Source organism: Eubacterium sp. SB2 (assembly GCF_001244405.1).
GTDB classification, from domain to species: Bacteria; Bacillota; Clostridia; order Lachnospirales; family Lachnospiraceae; genus Faecalicatena; species Faecalicatena contortus_B.
In genome coordinates, this window is record NZ_LN865153.1 from 1,605,386 (window position 1) to 1,631,652 (window position 26,267).

Here is a 26,267-nt window from a genome sequence, read left to right on the forward strand (position 1 = left end):
ATTCGTCCGTAGAATGTGTTAAACTGTTAAAGTATAAGCCAATTGAGGAGTGTGTGAGGGATTATGGAAAATAAAACTGCAGAAAAGGCGAAGAAAGGGGCGCTCAGTATTGTATTCAGCCGGACGGCTTTGATCCTGCTGCTCGTAGTGGTACAATTTTTGCTGATGCTTGGGATAGCAACGTATCTGAGAGATTATGTCGTATACGTATACAGTGCCATGAATATTCTGGGCGCCGTGATTGTGATATATATTATCAACCAGAGAGGGAATCCGGCATTCAATATGACCTGGGTGCTTTTGATCCTGATTTTTCCGGTGTTCGGATGCCTGTTCTATCTTTATGTCAAGTCCCAGCTGGGTACCAGATATATCGGAAAACGCCTCGGCAGGCTGAAACTGGATACATGGCAGTATATGGAACAAAAGCAGGAGATCATAGACGATCTGCGTCTGAGCAAGCCTGCCAATGCGAATCTGGCACACTACATGAAGCACCAGCTTGGGTTTCCTACATACAGAAATACAAAAGCAACTTATTTTGCATGCGGGGAAGAAAAGTTTTCCGTTTTATTAGAGCGTCTGGAGAAGGCGGAAAAATTCATCTTTTTGGAATACTTTATTGTAGAAGAGGGATATATGTGGGATTCTATACTCGATATTCTGAAGCGTAAAGTGCAGGAGGGCGTAGAAGTACGTTTCATGTATGACGGAATGTGCAGCATTTCCCTTCTTCCCTATAATTATCCTAAAACGATAAGAAAGTATGGCATCCAATGCAAGATGTTCAGCCCCATACGTCCGGTGCTGTCTACCACGCAGAATAACAGGGATCATCGGAAGATCTGTGTGATAGATGGAAAAACCGGTTTTACAGGAGGCATCAATCTGGGAGATGAGTATATCAACCGGAAAGTTCGTTTCGGGTATTGGAAGGACACTGCGGTCATGCTGGAGGGGGATGCAGTGCAGAGCCTGACCATGCTGTTTCTTCAGATGTGGAATGTGACCGAACTAAAGCCGGATCAGTATAAAAACTATGTAACACCCATGTCGGCCGAACTGCACCGCGAACTTGGCTTCATGATTCCATACGGAGACAGTCCCTACGACAACGAAGATGTGGGGGAAGAAGTCTATTTCCATATTCTGAATCATGCTAAAAAATATGTCCATATCATGACTCCGTACCTGATTCTGGACAATGAAATGCTCGATACATTGACAAGAGCGGCCAAGAGCGGGATAGAAGTATGCATAATCATGCCGCATATTCCGGACAAGTGGTATGCATTTGCAGTTGCCAAGACTTATTACCGGGAATTAATAGAAGCAGGCGTTCAGATCTATGAATTTACTCCCGGTTTTGTACATGCAAAGATATTTGTCTCAGATGACGACACGGCAACCGTGGGGACCATCAACCTGGATTATCGGAGCCTGTATCTGCATTTTGAGTGCGGCGTCTTTATTTACAACAATCCGGTTGTCAGAGAGATAGAGTCAGATTTCCAGAAAACTCTGGAAAAATGCCAGAGAATTTCCATAGCGGACTTGAACAAGACCGGCCCGCTTATGGCCATTTGCGGAAGAGTACTCCGGCTGATTGCGCCTTTAATGTAAAGTATTGCCGGGCAAAAAGGGATAGACCTCGATGTAAGAGGGGCTGTCCTTTTTTTCTGTCCTTTTTTGGTAAAATAATAATTTACATATTGGGAAAAATATAGTATAATTCATTAGGTGGTTCATTTATAAGGATTGCTAATGGTGACTTATAAGCAATAATACACACAGGAGGGTTTGACATGGTAAAAGCAGTAGTAGGTGCTAACTGGGGTGATGAAGGAAAAGGCAAGATTACAGACATGCTTGGAAAAGAATCCGATATCATTGTCCGTTTTCAGGGAGGAGCAAATGCAGGCCATACGATCATAAATGATTATGGGAAATTTGCACTGCATACGCTGCCATCCGGAGTATTTTATAACCATACAACCAGTATCATCGGCAATGGCGTTGCACTGGATATTCCAGTACTGTTTAAGGAAATCCAGTCAATTGTAGACCAGGGGGTTCCGAAGCCGAAGATTCTTGTGTCCGACAGAGCACAGATTATTATGTCCTATCACAAAAACTTCGATTCATATGAGGAGGAGAGGCTTGGCGGGAAATCGTTTGGCTCCACAAAGTCGGGGATTGCGCCGTTTTATTCTGACAAATACGCAAAAATAGGCTTTCAGGTAAGCGAATTGTTTGATGATGAACTGCTCAGGGAGAAGGTTGAGCGTGTGGCGGAACAAAAGAATGTTCTGCTGGAGCACCTATACCACAAACCACAGATCAATCCTGCGGATATATATAAGGAACTGAAAGAATATAAAGAGATGATAGAACCTTATGTGTGCGATGTCTCTCTGTATCTTTACAATGCTATGAAAGACGGGAAAAATATACTGCTGGAAGGACAGCTGGGATCACTCAAAGATCCTGACCACGGAATCTACCCAATGGTCACTTCCTCTTCCACGCTGGCGGCATTTGGCGCCATAGGGGCAGGTATTCCGCCTTATGAGATCAAACAGATTATCACGGTATGCAAGGCTTATTCCAGCGCAGTCGGAGCGGGTGCATTTGTCAGCGAGATTTTTGGAGATGAGGCAGATGAGCTGAGACGGCGCGGCGGTGACGGCGGTGAATACGGTGCAACCACAGGACGTCCGAGACGTATGGGCTGGTTTGACTGTGTTGCCTCCAAATATGGCTGCAGACTGCAGGGAACAACAGATGTGGCCTTTACCGTACTGGATGTCCTGGGCTATCTGGATGAGATTCCAGTCTGCGTGGGGTATGAGATCAACGGTGAGGTTACAACAGATTTTCCGGTAACCCATCTGCTTGAAAAGGCAAAACCGGTGCTTAAGACACTGCCGGGATGGAAAACGGATATCCGCGGAATTAAGTCATATGAAGATCTTCCGGAAAATTGCCGTAATTACATTGAGTTTATTGAGAAAGAGATTGGCTACCCGATCACTCTGATCAGCAATGGGCCGGGCAGAGAAGACATCATTTACCGTAATATAATATCAGAGTAGCAGTGCAGCAGGATTTTATTTTTTAAAATCCTGCTGTATTTTATGATATAGGTAATTCCTCTGGAATTTCCTATATCATAAAAACCCTTCGGGGGATGCACACGCTGCGATAAGGTATATAGCCGCAAAGCGGCATCGCGGCGGCGCCAAAGCGTGCAAGCCCCTCATGAGTGAGGGGGGAGTTGAGGTGGGCTTGCCCACTTTGTTCTAGTCAGGCAGATTCCGCAGAAGACCGTTATATCGAAAATTAACTGCATAGTTGTACAATTTCTTATAAGAATTAGATAATAAAATCTTTATATTTCTGCCATAACTCTGTCACATTTACACAGTAGAATATACATATGCCAAAAGGGGTGATGTATACCGGTAAAGCAGCCGCAGAAATTCGTTCTGAAGTAAGCCCCCGGATTACATTATTTGGCATATTTAAGGGTGAGTATACATATAATAATAAGGCTGAGGCTTATAAGAAAAGGAGGTATTTTTATGCGTCAGAGCAACAATGAAAGAACTCAAGAGATAATTTCGATGGAAGAATACCTGGAGAGAAGACAAGAAAAAAGAAGAACAGAATTCATGAAAGAACCGCAAAAAAGAAGAGCAGCAGAATGGAGCGCTGCCCTGGAAATTGCAACATTATTCGTGTAGAGGACTATTGATCCTCATCTGAGTCATCCGGTTTTTTCTTTTGGGATAAACGATAAACTAAAGTGTAGGCATACAGCAGAACCGGCAGTAATATCGTAGCAGCAATGGAAGCTTTCAGCAGGCCCGAGGATGCAGAACGGTCAACAAAAGCGAAAATCAAAGTACTGCCATACAGACATAGGAGAAGAACGGCACCGATTAGTGCTAAAATACGTTTCGATTTTTTCATTATAAATCCTTTCTATCATACATAATAAGATAGTTTTATTATAAGCGAAACAAAGACGTATTTCAAATAAGATTTCGGCAGTTGGTGCTTTTTGTGAAAAGCATCAATGTGAAATGTGAAACGGGATGTCCAGGCAGGCGTATCTGCCCGGAATGTCCCGTATTTTGTTTTTACTGTATAGGGGGCAATTGGGGAACAGTTCTGGCCTGCCCGAACTATTACATAATTGAAATTGAAATCCTGTAGTAGAGGATTGACCATAAATTCTTTACTAACCGTAAATTTTGTTATATAATGGGGACACGAGCGAAATTTTGAAAAAAGGAGTTATATACAATGAGTGAAAAAAGTTTACTGGATCAATGGCGGGATATAGCCTATAACAAGGAGCTGACAAAAAACCAGCTGGAAGAGTTCTGGGGCGGCTATTTTGATATTGAAAAGGGAATTTATGAACAACTTCTGGAGACACCGGATGAGGAAGTAAAGGGAACTGTAGAAGAGCTGGCTGCAAAATATGGACAGGACGTTATGACGATGGTTGGATTTTTGGACGGCATCAATGACAGCCTGAAGGTACCGAATCCGATTGAGACGATGACAGAAACAACAGAAGTCAGCTTGGCTTTTGATAAGGAAAAGTTATACAAGAACATGGTGGATGCAAAGGCAGATTGGCTGTACGAGCTTCCCCAGTGGGACAAGATCTTCGATGAGGAGTCAAAAAAGCGTCTGTTCCGCGAACAGAAACAGTCAGGAACTGTCCGTAAGGAAAAGAAGATTGGAAGAAATGATCCATGTCCATGCGGCAGTGGCAAGAAATATAAAAAGTGCTGTGGTAAGAACGCCTAGACTATGAAGAGGGGCGGCATACTTCGGCAGTATATTGTAAAAGAAATCCTCTGGGCACGGAAGCCGGAGGATTTTTGAATATCTGATTATAACTGGGAGAACTTAATGAGAATTTATTATTTGATAACCGGAGTTTTTTGCATCATGTATTATCTGGTGATGTATCTGTACACAAGAAAATGGGCCTCAACCTTTTCTCTGTTCTGGCCTGCTGCCGGGGCGCTGCACCTGTTACTGGCCTATCTTGATCCGGGAGAAACCGCCGGACAGCTTTTGTCCGTCATTGTGCTGATCTGCTGGGCTGTCTTTCTCTATACGGAGGCCTGGATCTGCAGGGCCATGCTGAGAAGGACCAAAGAAGAGGTGCCCTGTATTATCATTCTTGGAGCACAGGTAAGAGGAACCCAAATTACAAATTCCCTGAAACGCAGACTGGATGCTGCATTGGTTTACCTGGAGCAGTATCCGGAGACAAAGGCAGTTGTATCCGGAGGGCAGGGGAAAGGCGAGGACATAACAGAAGCGGAGGCAATGGCCGTGTATCTGGAACAGCAGGGGATTGACAGGAACAGAATTTTTCAGGAGGACAGTTCCACATCCACCTGGGAAAACATGAAAAACAGCGGCAGGATGATTGGAGATCTTGAACAGCCGGCTGCAGTTGTGACTAATAATTTCCATCTGTACCGCGCGCTGTTGATTGGGAAAAAGGCAGGTTTCACAAACCTTAAGGGAATCGCAGCAGGCTCAAATCCGGTTCTGCAGCTGAATTATCTTGTGAGGGAATTTTTTGCAGTTCTCTGGATAAAGATACGGCAGTAACATAAAAAGCATTGGATCCAAAACAATAAAAAATTAAAACAGTGCTTTGACAAAATAAAAAAATCTGTTAAAATAGAAATGGAATGAAGAAAAAGGCCATAATCCCCATATTCGTATATATGGCATATGATACCAATAGAAATAAGTCTTTAAGGCGTAGTCTATGAGTGTAAATTCAAAGATTATACGCCTTTTTCTTATATCTGCAGAATAATGCAGGACAGCAAATATGAGAAGGAGGGCTTATTATGCCAAAAACAAAATTTCAGCGGATTCTATATGGGGCACTCATGTCCATAACCATGGCTTATGGTATGGAAGTATACAATGTTGCAATTAAACAGGGGTATCATACAATGGCAGGCAGTTTCAGTAATATGACAAATCACGTTTTTCTGGAGGCGCTTATAGAAGTTTCGTATATGTGGATCCTTGTGTTTATCTTTTCAAATCTGTGGGGAAACAGAGTTGGACGCAAGCTCGCCGGAAAAATCGTTCGTCCTGAAATCGATAATCCATTTTATATGACACTTATGATGTCCGGATGTACAGTTTTGATTATGTGTCCTACCATGAGTTTGGCGGCATCCATACTGTTTAATATTATCCTGGGGCATGCGCCCGTGAGCCAGCTGCCGGCCATCTGGGCAGGGACACTGCTGAAGAATTTTCCCATGGCACTGCTTTGGAATCTGTTTGCAGCAGGACCGCTGACAAGGCTGCTATTCGGAGCATTCATGAAAATCAGGCACCCGAAAATTGCTGGAAATACGGCCGGATTAGATATAGAAAATATGGTTGACAAAAATAACCGTGATGTTATAATGAGTTTAGATTCAACAAGATAAGCCCACCTCTATAGGGGAGAGATGAATCACGAAAAACAAGATTAACGGCAATGGCGGGCGGAGAGGAATTGGTATCTCCCACAGACATTGTAGTCGTACTTTGTGAAATTACCTGACATGGATGGAAACATAATAATAACACGCAGACGAGACGAGTAGAGTGTGGAAGAGCGCCAGAGAGGGGAGCCAAGGCTGAAAACTCCCTGTTTCGGAAGCATTTGAAAACTACCTCCGAGTGGCTGAAAACAGTCCGGTGATTCCGTTATCATCATGAATAAAGTGGTTCTGGTATCAGTATACCAGCACAAATAGGGTGGAACCGCGAGAACTTTATAGACTCGTCCCTTTCTGCAGTTTTCTGTGGAAAGGGATTTTTTATATTCTATAATAAAAAATTTTAAATAATGTATTAGGAGGAAAAGAAAATGAAGATTTCTTTAAAAGACGGTTCAGAGAGAGAATACGCGGGCAGCAAGTCCGTGATCGAAATAGCCTCTGATATCAGTGAAGGGCTTGCACGCATAGCAACAGCCGGAGAAATAAACGGAGAAACAGCAGACCTGCGGACTGTGGTTGACAGTGACTGTGATCTGAATATTCTCACGTTTCAGGATGAGAAGGGAAAAAGTGCATTTTGGCACACCGCTTCACATATTATGGCACAGGCCGTTAAAAGATTATATCCGGATACAAAGCTGGCAATCGGACCTTCCGTGGCAGACGGTTTTTATTATGATATTGACCGTGAAACACCGCTCACAGCGGATGATCTTGATAAAATCGAAGCGGAAATGAAAAAAATTGTGAAAGAAGCGCTGCCTATCGAACAATTTACAAAACCGAGGGCAGAAGCAATCGCATATTTTAGAGAAAAGGGAGAACCATATAAAGTAGAATTAATTGAAGATCTTCCGGATGATGCTGTGATCAGTTTTTATTCCCAGGGCGAGTTTACAGACTTGTGTGCAGGACCGCATCTGATGACGACAAAACCGGTAAAAGCTTTTAAGCTGACAAGTCTGGCCGGAGCTTACTGGCGGGGCAGCGAAAAGAATAAGATGCTGCAGCGGATCTACGGAACCGCATTTCCGAAGAAGGCAGAGCTGGATGAGTATCTTACCATGCTGGAGGAAGCGAAGAAGCGTGACCACAGAAAGCTTGGAAAAGAGCTGGGCCTATTTATGATGAGGGATGAAGGCCCTGGTTTTCCGTTTTTCCTTCCAAAAGGAATGGTTCTGAAGAATACACTTTTGGATTACTGGCGCGAGATACATCAAAGGAACGGCTATGTGGAGATATCCACCCCGATCATGCTCAGCCGTCATCTTTGGGAGACTTCCGGCCATTGGGACCATTACAAGGATAATATGTACGCAACGGTGATCGATGAAGAAGATTTTGCGATCAAACCGATGAACTGCCCGGGTGGAATATTGGTCTATCAGTCGGAGCCGCGGTCTTATCGTGATCTGCCCCTGAGGATGGGAGAGCTGGGTCTGGTTCACAGGCACGAAAAGTCCGGGCAGCTCCACGGTCTGATGAGAGTACGCTGTTTTACCCAGGACGATGCTCATATCTTTATGATGCCGGAACAGATACGTGATGAGATTAAAGATGTTGCCAGGCTAATCGACGAAGTATACAGTCTGTTTGGGTTTAAGTACCATGTGGAACTTTCCACACGCCCGGAAGACAGCATGGGCAGCGATGAAGACTGGGATATGGCAACGGATGCGCTCAGGGGCGCACTGGATGATCTTGGCCTTTCCTATGTGGTGAACGAGGGTGATGGTGCGTTTTATGGACCAAAGATCGACTTCCACCTGGAGGACTCCATAGGAAGGACATGGCAGTGTGGAACCATTCAACTTGATTTCCAGCTGCCGCTGCGCTTTAACCTGGAGTATACCGGCGCTGACGGCGAGAAGCACAGGCCTATTATGATCCACCGCGTTGCATTTGGCTCCATAGAACGGTTCATTGGGATTCTGATCGAACATTTTGCGGGCGCATTTCCGACATGGCTGGCTCCGGTTCAGGTTCGGGTACTTCCGATATCCGACAAATATATGGATTATGGCAGAAAAGTACTTGAGGTTCTTAATAAATCCGGGATCCGGGCTGAAATTGATACCCGGGCCGAAAAAATTGGTTATAAAATCCGGGAAGCCCAGATGCAGAAGATTCCTTATATGCTTGTGGCAGGCGCAAAGGAAGAAGAGAACGGGCTTGTATCTGTGAGAAGCAGATTTGCCGGCGACGAGGGTCAGAAGAGCCTGGATGAATTTGTTGCTTCTATTTCCAGTGAAATTGCCGAAAAGACAGTTCGCGAGGCAGTAAAACAGGAATAATCTAAAGGGAGGCAGGGCATAATGATACTGATTTTATTATAAAAAGGAGGTATGATCATGCCAGAATTAAAATGTACCGTGCAGACATGTGTGCACAATAAGCAGTTTTTATGTGATCTTGACAAAATCGAGGTAGGCGGAAGCAACGCAAAGACACCCAGAGAAACATGCTGTGACAGTTTTCAGGAGAGAAAGAATGACAGCTCTACTAACAGTTATTCCAACAGTTATTCAAACAGCTACAGCGATGTAAACGGAAAGGCTTCAGATCGCAGCAATATCGATTGCAAGGCAGTAGAATGTATGTATAACTGTAACTGTGAATGCCACGCAGGAAAGATCAGTGTAGAAGGCAGCAATGCCTGTCATTGCGAGGGTACAGAATGTGCCACATTCAAATGTAAAGGTTGAGAAAATTAAACGCCGCACTTGGAAAAAGTGAAGCAGGAAGAGCAGGTATCCGGGTTAGAAACCGGTATACCTGCTCTTCTTGGTTGACTTGAGTACCTGCTAGGCGTTATAATCATAATATCTGCATAAAAATTGGAAGGACTCTGATGTGAATGAGGAAAGAAAAACAGAATCAGGTGTATAAAAAAACAGAAGAAAGCAGCGGATATTACGCAAAACGGCCTTCTTTCGGACAAAACGGACCATCAAAACTGAGGCAGAAGTTCAGCCGGGGGATGACTATTTTTGTAGTGATCGCTGCCTGTATCCTCTTTTATTTTGCGCTGTTAAGGCTGCCCGCGATTTCAGAAGTCCTAAAAGAAATATTCAGGGTCTTAAAACCAATTGTTTATGGGCTTGCAATTGCATATCTTCTGAATCCGATCGTCAAGTTTGTTGAGAGGCATTTAAAACCTTTTCTGGAAAAGAAATTACATGATCAGAGACGGATTCATGCGCTTTCAAGAGGCGCAGGAATCTTTGCGGCGGTTCTGGTGCTGCTGTTTATTATTGTCGCATTATTTAATATGATGATACCGGAATTATACGGAAGTATCAGGGATATGATTCTCACGGTACCAAGCCAGCTGAACCAGCTGGTGGACAAGGTTATGGAGATGAATTCACAGGATTCCACACTCGGCCAGCTTTTGAGCAATGTCTTAAAGGAAGCCACAGACTTTATACAGAACTGGATGCGCACCGACCTCCTGAATCAGATTAATGTCGTTATGTCGAATCTGACCGTAGGAGTCATCAATATTGTCAGCGAACTTCTGAATCTGGTCATCGGAATCATCATATCCATCTATGTACTGTTCAGCAAAGAAAAGTTCGCAAGACAAACCAAAAAACTGGTCTATGCAGTTTTAAAACCCTCTCACGCAAACATGCTTCTGCATCTGACCATTAAGAGCAACGAGATATTCGGGGGATTTATTATTGGTAAGATTATTGACTCGGCAATCATAGGAGTCCTTTGTTTTGTAGGGCTTTCCATGCTGAAGATGCCATATACGCTTCTTGTCAGTGTGATTGTTGGCGTTACGAATGTGATCCCGTTTTTTGGGCCTTATATCGGCGCAATACCGAGCGCAGTACTGATTATGCTCTCAGATCCAAAGATGGGGATTTATTTTATTATATTTGTACTGGTTTTGCAGCAGCTGGACGGAAATGTAATCGGGCCGAAAATACTGGGCGATTCCACAGGGCTATCCGCGTTCTGGGTCGTATTCGCAATCCTACTGGGCGGAGGCCTGTTTGGTGTCATCGGCATGATTTTGGGCGTGCCTACTTTTGCGGTTATCTACTATATAATAAATATGCTGATCAACCATATGCTTGAGAAAAAGAAACTGCCCACTGATACCGCGGCGTACGGAGAAATGAGCTATGTAGAAGCCGACGGGACTTATGTACATTCAGACGATAATGAAACAAATAAAGAAAAAGGGGAATAAAATATGCCAATACGAGTACAAAATGATTTACCGGTAAAAGAGATTTTAGAGCAGGAAAATATATTCGTGATGGACGAATCCCGTGCGGCGCACCAGGATATCCGCCCGATCAGTATCGGCCTTCTGAACCTGATGCCGCTCAAAGAGGATACAGAACTGCAGATCCTGCGCTCGCTTTCCAATACGCCTCTGCAGGTAGACGTGACTTTTGTGCGGGTGAGCAGCCATGTGTCCAAAAATACGTCCACCAGCCACATTTACAAGTTTTATGAGGCGTTTGAGACGATCAAAAGCCAGAAATTTGACGGTTTTATCATAACAGGCGCACCGGTGGAACAGATGCCTTTTGAGGATGTGGACTATTGGGAAGAATTGAAGGAGATCATGGACTGGACCATGACCAACGTTACGTCTACGCTCCATCTTTGCTGGGGAGCCCAGGCGGGACTCTATCACCACTACGGGATCAATAAAGTGCAGCTTCCTGAAAAGATGTTCGGCATATTCCCGCATCATGTCAGGAACCGTAAGATTCCTCTCCTCAGGGGGTTCGATGATGTGTTCTTTGCACCACATTCCAGACATACGACGGTTCCAAGAGAGCTGCTTGAGAAAGACGACCGGATTACGATTCTGGCAGAATCGGAGGAGGCCGGTGTATTTCTCTGCATGGCAAAGGAAGGACGCCAGATTTTTGTAATGGGGCATCCGGAATACGACAGAGTGACGCTGGATGCGGAGTATAAGAGAGACAGAGCGAAGGGGCTGGATATAAAAGTGCCTGTGAACTATTATCCAAACAACGATCCGGACAATAAGCCCGAACTGCTTTGGCGGTCCCATGCAAACAATCTTTATACGAACTGGCTCAATTATTATGTCTATCAGCTGACCCCTTACGACCTGTATGGGACGCCTTTTGAAGCTGGTGAAAAAGATTGGAATAATATGGAATAATTATCAGGCTTGTACATATACTTTAATATAGTACTATTAAAATACAAGATTTGACGATAGGAGAGAAGTATAATGGCAAGACAGAGAAAATCACTGGAAACACAAATTCATAATTTGGACGAGCAGATTAACAAACTGCAGGAAAAGCTGGATTCATTAGTACAGCAGAAGAAAGAACTATTGAATAAGAAGAGGGACGAGGAACTGAAGGAACTTTACGATTTTATGACAACAAATAATATGTCCATTCAGGATATATATAATCTGGTGGGGCAGGAAGAACATACAGAGCAGCAGACTGCTTAACCAAAGGAAAAAGCAGGGGTTCGGTTATAAAAGCCGGACCCCTTTCTTTGTTGCATCTGGGCGTAATATTTCCTCTGATCTGTTCACCGGTCTGATTCCGAAAGCTGACTGATTTCCTTCATAATGCGCTGATAGATTACATCCTCTTCCAGGTCGGCGGCTTCGTTGTTATTCAAATAATCACTCAGAAAATCAGGCGTCTCTTCAAAGAATCTTATCTGTTCCTCATCAGACAGATCTGCGATAAACTTATAAAAAAACTCGAAATCATCCATATACACAAAGTTCCAGAATTTCTTTTTTTGTTCATAATTCATATCAGGCAACAAAACGAATCCCTCCTTTGTGCTTATTATAGTCGCTTTATAGACTATAGTCAATTAAAGAACTGCATACTATCCTATAAAAAAGGAGAGATTGATATGATTGACTACAGTCCTTTCTGGATGACTCTTCAAAATTCGGACGAATCCACCTATACATTAATAAAAGATTACAAAGTATCCGGTTCTACAATAGACAGATTGAGAAAAAATGCACCGATCAGCACAGTCACACTAAATGATTTGTGCACGATTCTGGAATGTAACGTGCAGGATGTTGTACAGTACATAATGACGCCGGAGGATAAGCAGCGTTTTAAGAAATGATCGGAAACACCTGGCTAAATTTCAAATATTTCAAATCCCGTTGCCGCAGGCGGCGCGAATGCAAATGTATTCGCGCCAGCTGCGGCAAGTGCATTCACATATGCTGAAATACATGTTATAATACCTATATTGCAAAAGAGGAGGCACAAAGAATGGATCGTTTTCATTTTTCAGAAAAAGTCAATCATATTCAGCCCGGAATCTTTTCTGCGCTGAATCAGAAAAAGAATGAACTGCTTGCCCATGGGCGCAGGATATATAATTTATCGATCGGGACTCCTGATTTTAAACCGGCCCCGCATATCATGCAGGCGATGCAGGACGCCTGCAAAGATCCGGAGAATTACAAATACTCCCTTACGGATCTGCCGGAGCTGATAGAGGCGGTACAGTACAGGTATGAAAAAAGATTCGGGGTGCAACTTGAACCAGATGAGGTGATGTCGGTCTACGGGTCGCAGGAGGGGATGGCCCATATTGGCCTGGTCCTTTGTAATCAGGGGGAATCAATCCTGGTGCCTAATCCGGGGTATCCTCTGTTTGAGATGAGCGGTATCATGGCCGGTGCAACTGTTGAAACTTATAAGATAGAAGAGCGGAACGGTTATCTGCCTGATTTGGAGAGAATTCCGGAGGACGTGCTGGAAAGGACGAAATATATGGTCGTTTCCTACCCGCTCAATCCGGTTTGTGCGTGTGCGCCGGATGAATTTTATGAAAAGCTGATTGTGTTTGCCAGAAAACATCAAATCATTATTCTGCACGATAATGCTTATTCGGATATTATTTATACCCAAAAACAGGGACGATCCTTCCTTTCCTTTGAGGGAGCTAAGGAGGTTGGCATAGAGTTTTACTCTCTTTCAAAGTCCTATAATCTCACAGGCGCCAGAATTTCGTTTGTGGTGGGAAACAGGGAGATTGTAGAGAAGTTTAAGACGCTGCGCTCACAGATTGATTATGGGATATTCCTGCCTGTGCAGTATGCGGCCATCGCCGCACTGACCGGACCGGATGATTTTATCGAAGAGCAGCGTTTGGAGTATGAGAGAAGGAACAAAACGCTGTGCGCCGGATTGAGACGGATCGGCTGGGATGTACCAGACAGTGCGGGAACGATGTTTGTCTGGGCCAGGATACCGGAAAAATATGAGTCTTCATTAGCATTCTGTATGGAGCTGATGGAACGTACAGGACTGATTGTGACGCCGGGCAGTGCTTTTGGCAGCGAAGGGGAAGGATATATCAGAATGGCCCTTGTTGCAGGATCCCGGGAGATCGGGGAAATCCTGCAGGCTGTAGAAGCAGCGGACTTATTTTAAGAAGGATATGAGCGTGATTGAAACGGCTTGCGGCAAGCAATTTTCAATCACGCTTTTGACTTTATAATCTTCTCCTTAAGACGCATTTTATGTTGACTTCTAATTGGTATTATAATATAATACCAATTAGAAGGAGTACTATTTCTGACAGAAAAGAAAGGGCAATGTTATGCGGATATTTCAGAAAGGGTTTAACTATTCCCAGGATGGATACGGAAATAGGCTGGTCTATCATTTACAAGGGTGTAATATGAATTGCCCCTGGTGTTCGAATCCCGAAGGAATGAAGCGGGAAGGCGTACTAATAACAGAGGAAGAATGGCTCCTGGATGAAGTCTGCCCGCATCATGCGGTTCAAAACAAGAGGCTCGACAGGACGATATGCCGGGAATGCAGGGAAAAGGAATGTGTAACAAAGCATCGGACGAAGGGGATACGCCTTTCCTATGAAGAGATGGAGGTAGATGCTGTTGTAGAAGAGGTTACAGCGAACCGCCCTATGTTCTATGACGGAGGCGGGGTTACATTTACCGGGGGAGAGGCAACGCTGCAGTTTGATGAGCTGCTCGAGACCCTGGAACGCCTGCATGCAGCGGGAATACACACAGCATTGGAAACGAATGGCGCCAGTCCTCGCCTGAAGTTATGTCTTCCCTATATCGACCAGCTGATCATGGACTGCAAGCTGTGTGATGATGAAAAACACAGAATGGCAACCGGTATTTCCAATAAGCAGACCCTGGAGAATATAAGGCACGCTGCCAGAGTCCATCCCTGCCTGCATGTACGGGTTCCGCTGATCGGTGAAGTGAACGACAGCGAAGCGGATATCAAAGATTTTCTCGAATTCTTTCAAACCATCGGGGGAGATAATGTAACGTTTGAGATCTTGGCCTATCATGCGTTTGGAAAAAAGAAATGGGAACAGTGCGGGTGGGAATACCAGATGCCGGAAACGGCACATGTAAAAGAGGAGACAATCCAGCAGTTCAGGGAGAAAATCATGGAACTTGGCCTGAATTATATGCGTACATAAATTGATTTGCATATAAAAGTGTGTTTGAAAAGAGAGAAAGGAGCATCGGTTATGATGGCAGAAAAAGCATTAACGGCAGAAAAAATTACGGAACTTGCGAAAAAAAGATTTCAGGAGGAACGAAGCATAGACCATCTGGAAGGGTGGTTTCTGGCAAAAGAAATCATGAGAAGATGTGACAGTGAATTTAGGGAAGATCCGGATTCCATCCGCATTGCCAAAACTCTTGTGGAGATTGCCAGGGAACTTCCGCTGTGGATCAGCGACTATCACCTGTTTGCCGGAACCCAGGATGATTCCTTTGCGCGTTCCTACGCACTGATCAATCCGGCGTTCACGGTGGACTCTTTCAGCGGATACTGTGATCCGGTAGCTGTATTCGGAGATATCGACCCCATTGGTGATATCACCAGAGAAAGAATTGAGGATCTGCGGGAATATAACAATCACACGCAGTTTGCAGATGCTTTGCGCCGGGCCTATGATATAGCGGGTGACAGCACGAGTGAAGCCATATTTTTTATCGAACAGGTAACAGGACATCTGATTCCGGACGTACGGCCTATGCTGAAAGAGGGGATACATGGCGTTAAGGAGCGGATCCGGGAGCAGATGGCATCCGAAACAGACGAGGAGAAGAAGGTTTATTATACCGCAATGAATACGGCACTGGATGCGGCTCTCGTTCTTGCAGGCCGCTATGCGGATCTTGCCCATGAAAAATGGGAAAGTGCAGGGGAGGAGGATAAGCCAAGGTTTGCGATGATGGAAGATGCTCTGAGAAAGGTTCCGGGACGCGGGGCTGAGAATCTGTACGAGGCGGTTCAGTCCTTTATTCTAATATGGCAGACCATGTGTCTGGAGCAGACACCGAACCCCTTTGCATTTTCCGTGGGCAATGCGGACCGGATTTTCGAACCCTACCGGGCAATGGAAGGGACTGACCGGGAGACGGCAGCCGCTTTATTCAAGCATCTGCTTGTATTTTTCAATGTTGCGGACAGAAGCTGGGCGATCTCTCAGAATCTGATGATAGGCGGCAAATCAAATGAAGGGGAGGACCTGACAAATCCATCCTCTTATGCACTTCTGGATGCCTACTACGATATGAATCTGCCGCAGCCTATCCTCTCTGTTAAGCTTCATAAAAATACGCCCCAGGAACTATATGAGAGCATGGGCAGATTTTTCTTCACGCCGGGCTGCCTGACCCCATCGCTGTTTAATGACGATGCAGTATTCTGTGTCCTGAAAAACCAGAGCGGCGTGGAAGAAAAAGACCTGCAGGATTACTCGGTAGCCGGCTGCCAGGAGCCTTTGATCATGGGGAAAGACAATGGCAATACGACGAACAGCTGGCTGAATCTTGGCAAGATATTGGAGCTTTCCCTGAACGGAGGTGTCTCCACGATCACCGGCAGAAAGCTCGGTAAAAGCGACGAGGAGCTGGGATATGGGAATAAACGCGAGATTCTTGAAAATATCCGTTCCATATTTTATAGCAATCTGGAAGAATATACAGATAAGATGGTGGAATGTGCGAATGCGGCGTCAGAGGCGATTGGCCTGCTCCAGGTTCCATTCTTATCTTCTATGATGGGCGGAGTGGAGAGCGGGATCGATGTCAGAGACACGAAGCGCCAGGGAACAAGGTACAACGGAAGCGGCTGTCTGATTCACGGTCTGTCCGTAGTGGCGGATGCATTCACCGCCATTGACACACTGCTGGAGGAATGCCCCCAGGATGCGGACCGGCTGATCGAAGCGCTGCGCACGAATTATGAACAGGATCCGGAGATGCAGCAGTATCTTCTGACAGCGCCTAAATTCGGCAATAATATTGCAAAGGTGGATAACGAGGCCGCAGAGATCGCGAACCGTGTCAGTGACCTGATTGCATCCAAAAAGAATTATCTCGGCAACCCATTCCGGCCTGACTGGTCAACTCCGTCGACACATCTGCTTTATGGATACTGGGTAGGAGCCACGCCGGACGGCAGGAAGTCCAGAGAACAGCTGGGATACGGAGTGGATCCGCTGTATGGGGAAGCGCACCAGGGGCTTGGATTCAGGATGCTTTCTAATATGAAGCTTCCCTTCGATAAAATGAACGGCGGTTATGCTTCCCATCTGGGGATCAATCCGAATTATTTTAAAACCCAGGCGTTTGAGCAGAAAGGGAGGGAGTTCCGGGATAAGATAATATCCCCATTGTTCTATAATCCGCAGAAGGAGGGTGTATCTCCATTTTATCTGTACGTGAACGTAACAACACCCGACATGCTGCGCAAGGTACTGGCAAATCCGAAAAAATATGCCCCCAGCGGCGTATATATTATGAGAATCCATGGTACATTTGTTAACTTCCTGGATCTTTCACCGGATATTCAGGAGGATATTATTAAACGTCTGGATCTGGAGTCGACGAGGATGTAAAAAGGAGGTAACAGTTCAGACCTGTCTGAACGATTACAAAAGGAGGATCATATGCAGTATTATATAGGGATCGATCTGGGAACCTCCAGTGTAAAGTCTCTTCTTATGGAGGAAAATGGAAGGGCAGTGGAGACTGCACAGGAGGGGTATGAAATTATAAAACGGGAACAGCAGTATGCGGAGCAGGATATAGACCTGCTCTGTGATGCGGCCCTGCGTACGGTCAGGACACTGCTGGAGAAACATCCGGATGCGGGAGAGTGTATCAAAGGCGTGGGTTTTTCCGGACAAATGCACGGCCTGGTTGTAATTGGCAGAGACGGAAAACCCCTGAGAAATGCGATTATATGGGCCGATCAGCGCTCGCAGGAGGAGATTCAGAATCTATACTCCATCATACCAAAGGAGGAATATCACCAAATCTCGCTGAATTCCGTGAGCACCGGTTTTTTAATCAGCTCGCTGATGTGGGTGAAAGCGCATGAGCCGGAAGTCTATAATTCGATTGATAAGGTGATGCTGCCCAAGGACTATCTGCGTTACAGAATGTGCAAAGAACTGGGCACGGATATGTCCGATGCCTCTAGCACCGTTATTTTTGACACAAAAAGCAGGCACTGGGCCTGGGATTTCATAGACCGGCTGGGATTGGAGAGAGACTTCTTCGTACCGTGCCGCGAAGCCTATGAGACGGCAGGGGAATCAACTGCTGCGTGCGAGAGACTGACGGGACTGAAGGCAGGAACAAAGATCGTATATGGCGGAGGCGACAGCCTGATGCAGGCTGTGGGAAATGGAATTATATCACCGGGAACTTTATCGGCCAATATCGGGACGGCCAGCCAGCTGGCTTGTGCGGTCCGTACACCGTTGTATGACAAACTTTACAGGACAAACACATTTTGTCATGTACGAGAAGACAGATGGATGCTCATGGGTGCAAATCTGAGCGGAGGCGTGGCTTTGAAGTGGCTGATGAAAAATATTCTGGATATGCAGTCCTTCGATGAGATGACAGCCCTGGCTGAGACAGTTCCCGCCGGGAGCAGAGGCATTCTCTTTCTCCCCTATCTGAGCGGAGAGCGAACACCCTATAATGATCCGGATGCAAAAGGCATCTATCATGGCCTGACACTGAGTCATACTAAGGCAGAACTGATACGCAGCACAATGGAGGGGATTATCTTCGGACTGAAAAATTCTTTGGAAATCTTTCAGGATATGGGCGTTGAGTTTCAGCGTATCCTTGCATCCGGGGGCGGAGCAAGAGGCCGCCTCTTCCGGCAGATCCAGGCGGATATGTTCGGAAAAGAAATCTATACAAGCCTGATTCAGGAACAGGCTTGTATGGGGGCTGCCATCACGGCAGCAGTGGGCACGGGCGGCTATGCGTCATTTGAGGAGGCATGCGGCCGGATCGTCCGGCTCAGCAGCGATGTTGTGGTTCCGGATCCGGAAAATCAGAAAGTCTATGAGGAAAGATATCAGATCTATAAAGAGCTGTATCCCAGAAATAAAGAGCTGTTTTAACAATTTTCAGAATCAGGGGCAGAAAACAGGAATTTCCGGTATTGCATCGAAAATGCAGAAGGGCTATAATTGTTTGCATGAGTGAAGAAAATTTATACATCAACGTAAAAAACAGAATATGTGACATGATCTTTAACGGAACCTACCAGGAAGGGGAGCGGATACCTTCCGAACGCATACTGGCGGAGACCCTGGATGTGAGCCGGGTGACTGTGCGGAAGTCGCTGGACCTTTTGGAAAGTGAGCATCTGATTGTCAGGGAAGTCGGAAGCGGGACGAGAGTCTGTTTCCATAATTATGGCACCGCCAGCAGTATGGATATGATCGTACTGATAGCCCCTGCTAAGAATCCGTTTTTTGCAGAGTTTATCGCACATTTCCAGACCTATGCGGAACAGGAGGGATCCATGCTTCTCTATGTGGAAAAGCCGCGCACGGAAACCCTGGAGAACTGTCTCTACCGCCTTTATAAGCGGGGGCTTCAGAACACGGTGATATGGCTGGAAGATCTGCCGGTGGACATGGAAAAGCTGAAACGCCTCCGTGCGCTGGGCATGAACATGGTTTTCTTTGATACAGACAAAGGTCTTCCTTTCGCGGACTGTGTAGCGCTGGATAATGACGAGGCAGTGCGTACGCTCTGCGGCGAGCTGCAAAAAGAGGGCTGCAGGGACATCCGTTATGCAGGCTGGGACCGCCGGGACATATACAGCATCGCATGCCGTGAAGCGGCATGTCTGAAAGAAACAGGTGAAGAGGTACCTTTTCTTCATCTTCCGTGGGAATGCAGGCACAATGTAAGTGAATTTGTCCTGAATTATCTAAGGAGTTACAACAAACCCCTGCCTGACGCCATTGTCTGCGGTGACCGGGAAATCGCGGCGGCCGTGTCCTATTCGGTCCGGCGGCTGAAGGCGGTGCAGACCAAGGTGGCGGGGATTGATGATTTCCCGGAGGCCGGGAGGAGGCAGGTTGTCACATACAGGCAGAACCTGGAGGAGAGCGTGAAACAGATTTTTTACTGTCTGGCTATGCAGAACCAGAAACAGACTGAGTGGAAGGCAGCGCTCTGTAAGGTGGAAGGAACGCTCACTTGTTATTGATGAATAAATCCAGAAGTGCTATACTATAACGTGTTTGAAAATTCGTACCCGCAGGGCATTGCGCAGCATATGCTCTGCGGGTGTCTCTGCGGATGGCCGCAGAATTCTATCAGAATGGGAGAAAATGAATATGGAGTACAGTGAAGTAATCAAAAATGCAAGATCATGTATGGGCCCTTACTGCAAGGCATGTAATATCTGTAATGGAGCTGCCTGCAGAAATACAATGCCGGGACCGGGCTCCAAAGGAGTCGGTGACCTCGCAGCACGAAATTACCAGAAATGGCAGGAGATCCGTATCAATATGGATACCCTCTGTGAGCAGAAGCAGGTGAAGACAGAGACCGAATTGTTCGGAAAAGAATTCTCCGCCCCGTTTTTTGCCGGCCCGGTGGGCGCTGTGAAGCTGCACTACGGCGATAAATATTCGGATCAAGAGTATAATGATATATTGGTTTCCGCCTGTGCACAGAATGGAATAGCGGCGTTTACGGGGGATGGGACAGATTATAATGTCATGATAGAAGCCACAAAAGCGATCACGAAACTTGACGGCATGGGCATTCCCACTGTTAAACCGTGGGATATGGGAACAATCAGAGAAAAGATGGAGCTTGTGAAGAAGTCAGGTGCATTTGCGGTGGCAATGGATATCGATGCGGCCGGTCTTCCTTTTTTGCAGAATCTGAATCCTCCTGCAGGAAGCAAGTCTGTGGAAGAATTGAAAGAGATCGTGAAGATTGCAGAGATCCCGTTTATCTTAAAGGGCATTATGACGCCCAGGGCTGCTCTTAAGGCAAAGGAAGCCGGAGTCCGGGGTATCGTCGTATCCAACCATGGGGGACGCGTGCTGGATCAGTGCCCGGCGACGGCGGAGGTCCTGCCGTCTATTGCCGAAGCAGTGAAGGGGGACATGACGATTTTTGTTGACGGTGGAATCCGGACAGGGATCGATGTATTTAAAGCACTTGCACTCGGGGCAGACGCGGTCCTGATTGCCCGTCCGTTCGTGACCGCGGTATACGGCGGGGAGGAAGACGGTGTCAAAGCGTATATCAACAGGATTGAAGCAGAACTAAAAGATACCATGTCTATGTGCGGGGCGTTCACTCTTTCAGATATCCGGCGTGATATGATCTGGAACTAAACATTGTTTCCAGAAGTTACCAGTTTATTTTTTAACAAAATTTCATTCGTTATGCTCCTCCTTTTTTGTGAAAGATTTTGTATTGACGATGCAGGCTGTATGGTGGTAGTATTGTTTGTACGGCACAGGATATAGTTTGTGAATTGCGCAGTGAATACTAAATATAGAATAAATGACAACAGGAAAGGAAGAAGACAGCATGATGCATGTAGTAAAAAAGGACGGAACAAAAGAAGATTTTAACGTGCATAAAGTGGTTGTTGCGGTGAACAAATCGGCCTACCGCGCACTCATCAAGTTTACGGATGAAGAACTGGATTATATCTGCCGCTTTGTGGAAGAAAAGGTACAGTCCATGGCTATAACGGACATCCCGATCGCTGAGATGCACAATGTAGTGGAGGGAGCGCTGGAGAAAGTGAATCCGGTCGTTGCGAAGAGCTACAGGGATTACCGGAATTATAAGCAGGATTTTGTACAGATGCTGGACGAGGTTTATAAAAAGAGCCAGTCCATTATGTACATTGGAGACAAAGAGAACAGCAATACAGACAGCGCCCTTGTTTCCACAAAAAGAAGCCTGATTTTCAACGAGCTGAATAAGGAGTTATATAAGAAGTTTTTCCTGACCGTTGAGGAGATACAGGCGATCAGGGAAGGATACATCTACATACATGATATGTCTGCCAGAAGAGACACCATGAACTGCTGCCTCTTTGACGTGAAGAGCGTGTTAAACGGCGGGTTTGAGATGGGAAATCTCTGGTACAATGAGCCAAAGACACTGGATACGGCTTTTGATGTGATCGGAGACATCGTGCTCAGCGCCGCAAGCCAGCAGTACGGCGGTTTCACAGTGCCGAGTGTGGACGAGATCCTGGAGCCCTACGCGGAAAAATCACACAATAAACTGATTGAAAAGTATAGAAATCTGGGGCTTCCTGAGGATAAAGTGCAGGAAGTTGCCTGGAAGGATCTTGAAAAAGAGATGGAGCAAGGTTTCCAGGGATGGGAATATAAGTTTAATTCCGTATCCTCAAGCAGGGGGGACTACCCGTTCATCACCGTGAGCGCGGGTACACGAACCAGCGAATACGGGAAACTTGCCACAAAGAAGATGCTGGAAGTCCGCCGGAAAGGGCAGGGAAAAGAGGGGCATAAAAAGCCAGTGCTGTTCCCGAAGATTGTATTTCTATACGATGAGAACCTGCACGGGCCGGGAAAACCGCTGGAGGATGTTTTTGAAGCGGGGATTGAATGTTCCAGAAAGACGATGTATCCCGATTGGCTCAGCCTGACAGGCGAGGGATATGTTCCAAGTATCTATAAAAAATATGGCAAGATCATCAGCCCGATGGGCTGCCGCGCATTTCTGTCACCCTGGTATGAAAGAGGAGGAATGGAACCGGCCGATGAGAACGATTCACCGGTGTTTGTGGGACGGTTCAATATCGGAGCCATCAGCCTGCATCTGCCGATGATTTATGCAAAGGCACAGCAAGAGAGCAGAACCTTCCATGATGTGCTGGATTATTATATGAACCTGATCAGAAGGCTTCATCAGAGGACTTACGCTTATCTGGGAGAGATGAAGGCGTCCACGAATCCGCTCGCATACTGTGAAGGCGGCTTCTATGGCGGACATCTGGGACTGTATGATAAGATAAAGCCACTGTTAAAATCTGCCACCGCATCATTTGGCATAACTGCCCTGAATGAACTGCAGCAGATCCATAACAAGAAGTCTCTTGCAGAAGACGGTGCATTTGCGCTGGAAACATTAAATTACATTAATGATAAGGTCAATGAATTCAAAAAAGAAGACGGGCATCTGTACGCCATTTACGGAACGCCGGCAGAGAATCTCTGTGGGGTGCAGGTACAGCAGTTCCGTAAAAAATACGGAATTATTGAAAATGTTTCTGACAGGGAATATGTAAGCAACAGCTTCCACTGCCATGTCAGCGAAGAGATCACTCCGATTGAGAAGCAGGATCTGGAGGGACGCTTCTGGAATCTGAGCAACGGCGGTAAGATTCAGTATGTGAAGTATCCCATCAGCTACAATACGGAAGCAGTGAAGGCGCTGGTCAGAAGAGCGATGGCAAAAGGATACTACGAGGGCGTCAATCTGTCCTTATCTTACTGCGATGACTGCGGCCATGAAGAACTGGATATGGATGTGTGCCCGGTGTGCGGAAGTAAGAATCTGACCAAGATAGACCGGATGAACGGTTATTTATCATACTCCAGAGTGAAAGGCGACACAAGACTTAATGATGCCAAGATGGCGGAGATTGCGGAAAGGAAAAGTATGTAACATGCAGTATCACAATATTACAAAAGATGATATGCTTAACGGTGATGGACTGCGGGTCGTCCTGTGGACAGCGGGCTGCACACACGGATGCAGGGAATGCCACAATCCTGTTACATGGGACCCGGACGGCGGGCTCCCCTTTGAAGAAGAAGCAAAGCAGGAATTATTTGAACAGCTGGAAAAAGATTATATCAGCGGTATTACATACAGCGGCGGAGATCCGCTGTTTCCAGCCAGCAGGGAATGTATTACAGCGCTAGCAAAAGAAATCCGTGCAAGATTTCCGGACAAAACCCAGTGGCTTTATACCGGTTTTGAATGGGAAGAGGTCAAAAACCTGCCTGTAATGCAATATCTGGATGTTATCGTAGATGGAAAGTTTGAAATCGACCAAAAGGACACGCAGCTGCACTGGAAGGGCAGTGCAAACCAGAAAGTGATTGACGTTCAGGAAAGCCTGAAAAAGCAGCAGATTGTGCTGCACGACTCATAACCAAAGGGCGCCGCGCAATACATATGCAGCGGCGGGGGCTGCGGCAGAGCAGCAGATTAAGGTTAACAAAGGAGAAAGAACATGCAGAGAATTGCCAAGTTTCATAAAGTGAGCCTGGAGCAGTTTAAAAAAGACTGGATCGATACATTCGGACTGGAAGACGAAGCAGATATCCAGGAAATATATGACGGAATCAAGCTGCCAAGAAGAGCGACAGCAGGTTCTGCGGGCTATGATTTTTATGCCCCTGTCCGCCTGGTGCTGGAGCCGGGACAGACGATCAAGGTTCCTACTGGTATCCGTGCAGAGATGGAGAACTCCTGGGTTCTCAAGTGTTATCCGAGAAGCGGCCTGGGTTTCAAATATAGGCTGCAATTGAATAATACGGTAGGAATTATAGACAGCGATTACTTCTACTCTGATAATGAAGGACATATTTTTTCAAAGATAACGAATGATACGAAGGAAGAAAAAGTTGTCGATATAGGCAGAGGTGAAGGCTTCATGCAGGGGATCTTCATCGAATACGGCATTACTGTCGACGATGATGTCACAGAGACCAGGAACGGGGGTTTTGGAAGTACAACAAAGCAAAGTCTTTGATAAAAAAGCAGATATCAAGAGCACGTTTTATGATGGGAGACCATTTCATAGGACGTGCTCTTTTTAATCGATTGCATAATTCAGGAAGAACCGGGGATTCTAACCATAGAGATTATCTGTTTCCAAAGGACAGTAAAAGAGAAAGGGTAGAGATTCCATGATTGAGAAAAATACGAAAAAAGTCAGTAGCTCCTTCCAGGAAAATATAGAATATATGAATCAGGTTCTGCCGGTTCAGGAAAGCTTTGATGTGATTCAGCGGGATATGCTTATCGGCGGAAAAAAGGCAAGCTTTTATTTTATAGACGGATTTACCAAGGATGAGACCATGCTGAAGATCATGACATCGTTTTTCGGTCTTCAAGCAGATGCTATGCCTGAGGATGCTACCTCATTTGCCCAGCAATGCATCCCATATGTGGAGGTTGACATCATTGGAGACTTTGACCAGGTATTGCGGAACATTTTGTCAGGGGTTACGTGCCTGTTCATTGACGGATATGAGGTGTGCATTGCAATCGACTGCCGCACTTATCCGGCCAGAAGCGTTGAGGAACCGGAGAAGGATAAGTCCCTCAGAGGTTCAAGGGACGGATTTGTAGAGACAATCGTGTTCAATACAGCCCTGATGCGCAGGCGTATCCGCGATCCGCACCTGATTATGGAGATGGTGGAGGCCGGTCAGACAAGCAGAACAGATATATCGCTCTGTTACATGTCTGACCGTGTGGATCAGGAACTGCTTAAGAATGTACAGGAGAGAATCAAGAACCTAGAGCTGGACGATTTGAGGATGAACACGCAGAGCCTGGCAGATGCCATGTTTAAGCGAAAATGGTTCAATCCATTTCCAAAATTCAAGTTTACGGAGCGGCCGGATACAGCAGCAGCGTGCCTGCTGGAGGGAAAGGTTGTAATACTGGTGGACAATTCGCCTTCCGCGATGATACTGCCCACTTCTATATTTGATATGATAGAGGAGGCAAATGATTACTATTTTCCTACGCTTACGGGGGTTTACCTCAAAATATCCCGGGCGCTGATCACCATACTCACGGTGTTTCTGACTCCTGTTTTTCTGTTGTTTATGCAGAACCCGAACTGGCTGCCGGATGTGTTTGCGTTTGTTGCGGTAAAAGATACGGTCAACATTCCGTTAATATTCCAGCTATTGATACTGGAACTATCGATTGACGGCTTGCGGCTTGCGGCCCTGAATACGCCGAGTATGCTCAGCACGCCGCTCAGTGTAATAGCGGGTCTTGTCATGGGAGAATTCTCGGTAAAGTCTGGCTGGTTTAATTCGGAGGTGATGCTCTATATGGCCTTTGTTGCGGTAGCAAACTATACGCAGCCCAACTTTGAACTGGGGTATGCACTAAAATTCATGCGGCTTTTACTGCTGATACTGACTGCCTGCTTCAACGCCGTTGGATTTGTGATCGGATGCATTCTGATCGTATGCTTCCTGGCATTTAATAAGACGTTATCCGGAAGAAACTATCTAAATATAAAACTTCAGTAGCAGAATCAGCGGTAAAGCATCCTGAAAATCAATGCCCTGTTCTTCCCAAAGCAATATGGGAAGGACAGGGCATGCCGT

24 protein-coding genes are annotated in these 26,267 nt (G+C 45.9%); 22 read left to right on the forward strand and 2 right to left on the reverse strand.

All coding sequences use genetic code 11. The features are described 5' to 3' along the window. Positions 1–63: 63 nt before the first annotated feature. The 3 genes from cls (at position 64) to BN1938_RS23530 (ending at position 3,746) form a co-directional block, all read left to right on the forward strand. Positions 64–1,623 (forward strand): cardiolipin synthase, encoded by a 1,560-nt coding sequence (gene cls / locus BN1938_RS19500; RefSeq protein WP_050642122.1) that lies wholly within the window; start codon positions 64–66, stop codon positions 1,621–1,623. 182 nt (positions 1,624–1,805) lie between these two features. After that, positions 1,806–3,095 (forward strand): adenylosuccinate synthase, encoded by a 1,290-nt coding sequence (locus tag BN1938_RS19505; protein WP_050642123.1) that lies wholly within the window; start codon positions 1,806–1,808, stop codon positions 3,093–3,095. Positions 3,096–3,584: 489 nt separating this feature from the next. Beyond that, positions 3,585–3,746, forward strand: coding sequence for a hypothetical protein (locus BN1938_RS23530; RefSeq protein WP_153920911.1), 162 nt, complete (start codon positions 3,585–3,587; stop codon positions 3,744–3,746). 4 nt (positions 3,747–3,750) lie between these two features. Here the strand turns inward: BN1938_RS23530 and BN1938_RS19510 are convergent, their stop codons facing one another. Continuing rightward, the gene (locus BN1938_RS19510) at positions 3,751–3,975 is read right to left on the reverse strand and encodes a hypothetical protein (protein ID WP_025657329.1); all 225 of its coding nucleotides are present in this window, start codon (positions 3,973–3,975) and stop codon (positions 3,751–3,753) included. Positions 3,976–4,311: 336 nt separating this feature from the next. Here BN1938_RS19510 and BN1938_RS19515 point away from each other — a divergent pair, with 336 nt between their 5' ends. The 8 genes from BN1938_RS19515 to BN1938_RS19550 all read left to right on the forward strand — a co-directional run bounded on the left by BN1938_RS19515 (position 4,312) and on the right by BN1938_RS19550 (position 12,024). Next, positions 4,312–4,827: an SEC-C metal-binding domain-containing protein gene (locus BN1938_RS19515; protein WP_050642124.1), complete on the forward strand. Its 516-nt coding sequence runs from the start codon at positions 4,312–4,314 to the stop codon at positions 4,825–4,827. A gap of 105 nt (positions 4,828–4,932) precedes the next feature. Next, positions 4,933–5,649: a YdcF family protein gene (locus BN1938_RS19520; RefSeq protein ID WP_050642125.1), complete on the forward strand. Its 717-nt coding sequence runs from the start codon at positions 4,933–4,935 to the stop codon at positions 5,647–5,649. Positions 5,650–5,897: 248 nt separating this feature from the next. Continuing rightward, a complete protein-coding gene (locus tag BN1938_RS19525) occupies positions 5,898–6,497 on the forward strand; it encodes a DUF2798 domain-containing protein (RefSeq protein ID WP_050642126.1) in 600 nt (199 codons plus the stop codon). 425 nt (positions 6,498–6,922) lie between these two features. Continuing rightward, complete coding sequence (thrS, locus tag BN1938_RS19530; RefSeq protein WP_050642127.1) at positions 6,923–8,848, forward strand: threonine--tRNA ligase; 1,926 nt, start codon at positions 6,923–6,925, stop codon at positions 8,846–8,848. Positions 8,849–8,905: 57 nt separating this feature from the next. Continuing rightward, complete coding sequence (locus BN1938_RS19535; protein WP_050642128.1) at positions 8,906–9,259, forward strand: DUF1540 domain-containing protein; 354 nt, start codon at positions 8,906–8,908, stop codon at positions 9,257–9,259. A 152-nt stretch (positions 9,260–9,411) separates the two neighbouring features. Then, on the forward strand, positions 9,412–10,761 hold the full coding sequence (locus BN1938_RS19540; RefSeq protein ID WP_050642129.1) for an AI-2E family transporter: 1,350 nt from the start codon (positions 9,412–9,414) through the stop codon (positions 10,759–10,761). 3 nt (positions 10,762–10,764) lie between these two features. Then, entirely contained in the window at positions 10,765–11,718 is a 954-nt protein-coding gene (gene metA, locus BN1938_RS19545; protein ID WP_050642130.1) for a homoserine O-acetyltransferase MetA, read from the forward strand. Positions 11,719–11,790: 72 nt separating this feature from the next. Beyond that, positions 11,791–12,024, forward strand: coding sequence for a hypothetical protein (locus BN1938_RS19550; RefSeq protein ID WP_050642131.1), 234 nt, complete (start codon positions 11,791–11,793; stop codon positions 12,022–12,024). 83 nt (positions 12,025–12,107) lie between these two features. On the opposite strand, the gene BN1938_RS19555 is transcribed toward BN1938_RS19550, so the two are convergent. Then, positions 12,108–12,353 (reverse strand): hypothetical protein, encoded by a 246-nt coding sequence (locus tag BN1938_RS19555; protein WP_050642132.1) that lies wholly within the window; start codon positions 12,351–12,353, stop codon positions 12,108–12,110. A gap of 93 nt (positions 12,354–12,446) precedes the next feature. Here BN1938_RS19555 and BN1938_RS19560 point away from each other — a divergent pair, with 93 nt between their 5' ends. The 11 genes from BN1938_RS19560 (at position 12,447) to BN1938_RS19610 (ending at position 26,189) form a co-directional block, all read left to right on the forward strand. Beyond that, the gene (locus BN1938_RS19560) at positions 12,447–12,674 is read left to right on the forward strand and encodes a helix-turn-helix domain-containing protein (protein ID WP_050642133.1); all 228 of its coding nucleotides are present in this window, start codon (positions 12,447–12,449) and stop codon (positions 12,672–12,674) included. Positions 12,675–12,826: 152 nt separating this feature from the next. After that, positions 12,827–13,996 carry an aminotransferase class I/II-fold pyridoxal phosphate-dependent enzyme gene (locus BN1938_RS19565; RefSeq protein ID WP_050642134.1) on the forward strand — a complete coding sequence of 390 codons (1,170 nt, stop codon included), beginning with the start codon at positions 12,827–12,829 and terminating at the stop codon, positions 13,994–13,996. A gap of 169 nt (positions 13,997–14,165) precedes the next feature. Next, on the forward strand, positions 14,166–15,032 hold the full coding sequence (locus BN1938_RS19570; protein WP_050642135.1) for a glycyl-radical enzyme activating protein: 867 nt from the start codon (positions 14,166–14,168) through the stop codon (positions 15,030–15,032). Positions 15,033–15,083: 51 nt separating this feature from the next. Beyond that, a complete protein-coding gene (locus tag BN1938_RS19575; RefSeq protein ID WP_050642136.1) occupies positions 15,084–17,468 on the forward strand; it encodes a pyruvate formate lyase family protein in 2,385 nt (794 codons plus the stop codon). Between the two features lie 51 nt (positions 17,469–17,519). Next, entirely contained in the window at positions 17,520–18,998 is a 1,479-nt protein-coding gene (gene xylB, locus BN1938_RS19580; RefSeq protein ID WP_050642137.1) for a xylulokinase, read from the forward strand. 77 nt (positions 18,999–19,075) lie between these two features. Next, entirely contained in the window at positions 19,076–20,101 is a 1,026-nt protein-coding gene (locus tag BN1938_RS19585; RefSeq protein WP_050642138.1) for a GntR family transcriptional regulator, read from the forward strand. 130 nt (positions 20,102–20,231) lie between these two features. Further along, a complete protein-coding gene (locus tag BN1938_RS19590; protein WP_050642139.1) occupies positions 20,232–21,248 on the forward strand; it encodes an alpha-hydroxy-acid oxidizing protein in 1,017 nt (338 codons plus the stop codon). A gap of 199 nt (positions 21,249–21,447) precedes the next feature. Further along, positions 21,448–23,568, forward strand: coding sequence for an anaerobic ribonucleoside-triphosphate reductase (nrdD, locus tag BN1938_RS19595; RefSeq protein ID WP_050642140.1), 2,121 nt, complete (start codon positions 21,448–21,450; stop codon positions 23,566–23,568). Position 23,569: 1 nt separating this feature from the next. Further along, positions 23,570–24,061 (forward strand): anaerobic ribonucleoside-triphosphate reductase activating protein, encoded by a 492-nt coding sequence (gene nrdG, locus BN1938_RS19600; RefSeq protein ID WP_050642141.1) that lies wholly within the window; start codon positions 23,570–23,572, stop codon positions 24,059–24,061. Between the two features lie 81 nt (positions 24,062–24,142). Beyond that, the gene (locus BN1938_RS19605) at positions 24,143–24,664 is read left to right on the forward strand and encodes a dCTP deaminase/dUTPase family protein (RefSeq protein WP_050642142.1); all 522 of its coding nucleotides are present in this window, start codon (positions 24,143–24,145) and stop codon (positions 24,662–24,664) included. Between the two features lie 157 nt (positions 24,665–24,821). Next, entirely contained in the window at positions 24,822–26,189 is a 1,368-nt protein-coding gene (locus BN1938_RS19610) for a spore germination protein (protein WP_050642143.1), read from the forward strand. Positions 26,190–26,267: the final 78 nt, after the last annotated feature.

What these genes read in the sequence shown, in the direction of transcription:
- BN1938_RS19570 (WP_050642135.1), top strand. Translation starts at nt 14,166, where the DNA reads ATGCGGATATTTCAGAAAGGGTTTAACTATTCCCAGGATGGATACGGA.
- BN1938_RS19605 (WP_050642142.1), top strand. Translation starts at nt 24,143, where the DNA reads ATGCAGAGAATTGCCAAGTTTCATAAAGTGAGCCTGGAGCAGTTTAAA.
- BN1938_RS19585 (WP_050642138.1), top strand. Translation starts at nt 19,076, where the DNA reads ATGAGTGAAGAAAATTTATACATCAACGTAAAAAACAGAATATGTGAC.
- BN1938_RS19510 (WP_025657329.1), bottom strand. Translation starts at nt 3,975, where the DNA reads ATGAAAAAATCGAAACGTATTTTAGCACTAATCGGTGCCGTTCTTCTC.
- nrdG (WP_050642141.1), top strand. Translation starts at nt 23,570, where the DNA reads ATGCAGTATCACAATATTACAAAAGATGATATGCTTAACGGTGATGGA.
- BN1938_RS19515 (WP_050642124.1), top strand. Translation starts at nt 4,312, where the DNA reads ATGAGTGAAAAAAGTTTACTGGATCAATGGCGGGATATAGCCTATAAC.
- BN1938_RS19540 (WP_050642129.1), top strand. Translation starts at nt 9,412, where the DNA reads ATGAGGAAAGAAAAACAGAATCAGGTGTATAAAAAAACAGAAGAAAGC.
- BN1938_RS19550 (WP_050642131.1), top strand. Translation starts at nt 11,791, where the DNA reads ATGGCAAGACAGAGAAAATCACTGGAAACACAAATTCATAATTTGGAC.
- BN1938_RS19520 (WP_050642125.1), top strand. Translation starts at nt 4,933, where the DNA reads ATGAGAATTTATTATTTGATAACCGGAGTTTTTTGCATCATGTATTAT.
- BN1938_RS19560 (WP_050642133.1), top strand. Translation starts at nt 12,447, where the DNA reads ATGATTGACTACAGTCCTTTCTGGATGACTCTTCAAAATTCGGACGAA.
- metA (WP_050642130.1), top strand. Translation starts at nt 10,765, where the DNA reads ATGCCAATACGAGTACAAAATGATTTACCGGTAAAAGAGATTTTAGAG.
- cls (WP_050642122.1), top strand. Translation starts at nt 64, where the DNA reads ATGGAAAATAAAACTGCAGAAAAGGCGAAGAAAGGGGCGCTCAGTATT.
- BN1938_RS19565 (WP_050642134.1), top strand. Translation starts at nt 12,827, where the DNA reads ATGGATCGTTTTCATTTTTCAGAAAAAGTCAATCATATTCAGCCCGGA.
- BN1938_RS23530 (WP_153920911.1), top strand. Translation starts at nt 3,585, where the DNA reads ATGCGTCAGAGCAACAATGAAAGAACTCAAGAGATAATTTCGATGGAA.
- thrS (WP_050642127.1), top strand. Translation starts at nt 6,923, where the DNA reads ATGAAGATTTCTTTAAAAGACGGTTCAGAGAGAGAATACGCGGGCAGC.
- BN1938_RS19525 (WP_050642126.1), top strand. Translation starts at nt 5,898, where the DNA reads ATGCCAAAAACAAAATTTCAGCGGATTCTATATGGGGCACTCATGTCC.
- BN1938_RS19535 (WP_050642128.1), top strand. Translation starts at nt 8,906, where the DNA reads ATGCCAGAATTAAAATGTACCGTGCAGACATGTGTGCACAATAAGCAG.
- BN1938_RS19575 (WP_050642136.1), top strand. Translation starts at nt 15,084, where the DNA reads ATGATGGCAGAAAAAGCATTAACGGCAGAAAAAATTACGGAACTTGCG.
- nrdD (WP_050642140.1), top strand. Translation starts at nt 21,448, where the DNA reads ATGATGCATGTAGTAAAAAAGGACGGAACAAAAGAAGATTTTAACGTG.
- xylB (WP_050642137.1), top strand. Translation starts at nt 17,520, where the DNA reads ATGCAGTATTATATAGGGATCGATCTGGGAACCTCCAGTGTAAAGTCT.
- BN1938_RS19610 (WP_050642143.1), top strand. Translation starts at nt 24,822, where the DNA reads ATGATTGAGAAAAATACGAAAAAAGTCAGTAGCTCCTTCCAGGAAAAT.
- BN1938_RS19505 (WP_050642123.1), top strand. Translation starts at nt 1,806, where the DNA reads ATGGTAAAAGCAGTAGTAGGTGCTAACTGGGGTGATGAAGGAAAAGGC.
- BN1938_RS19590 (WP_050642139.1), top strand. Translation starts at nt 20,232, where the DNA reads ATGGAGTACAGTGAAGTAATCAAAAATGCAAGATCATGTATGGGCCCT.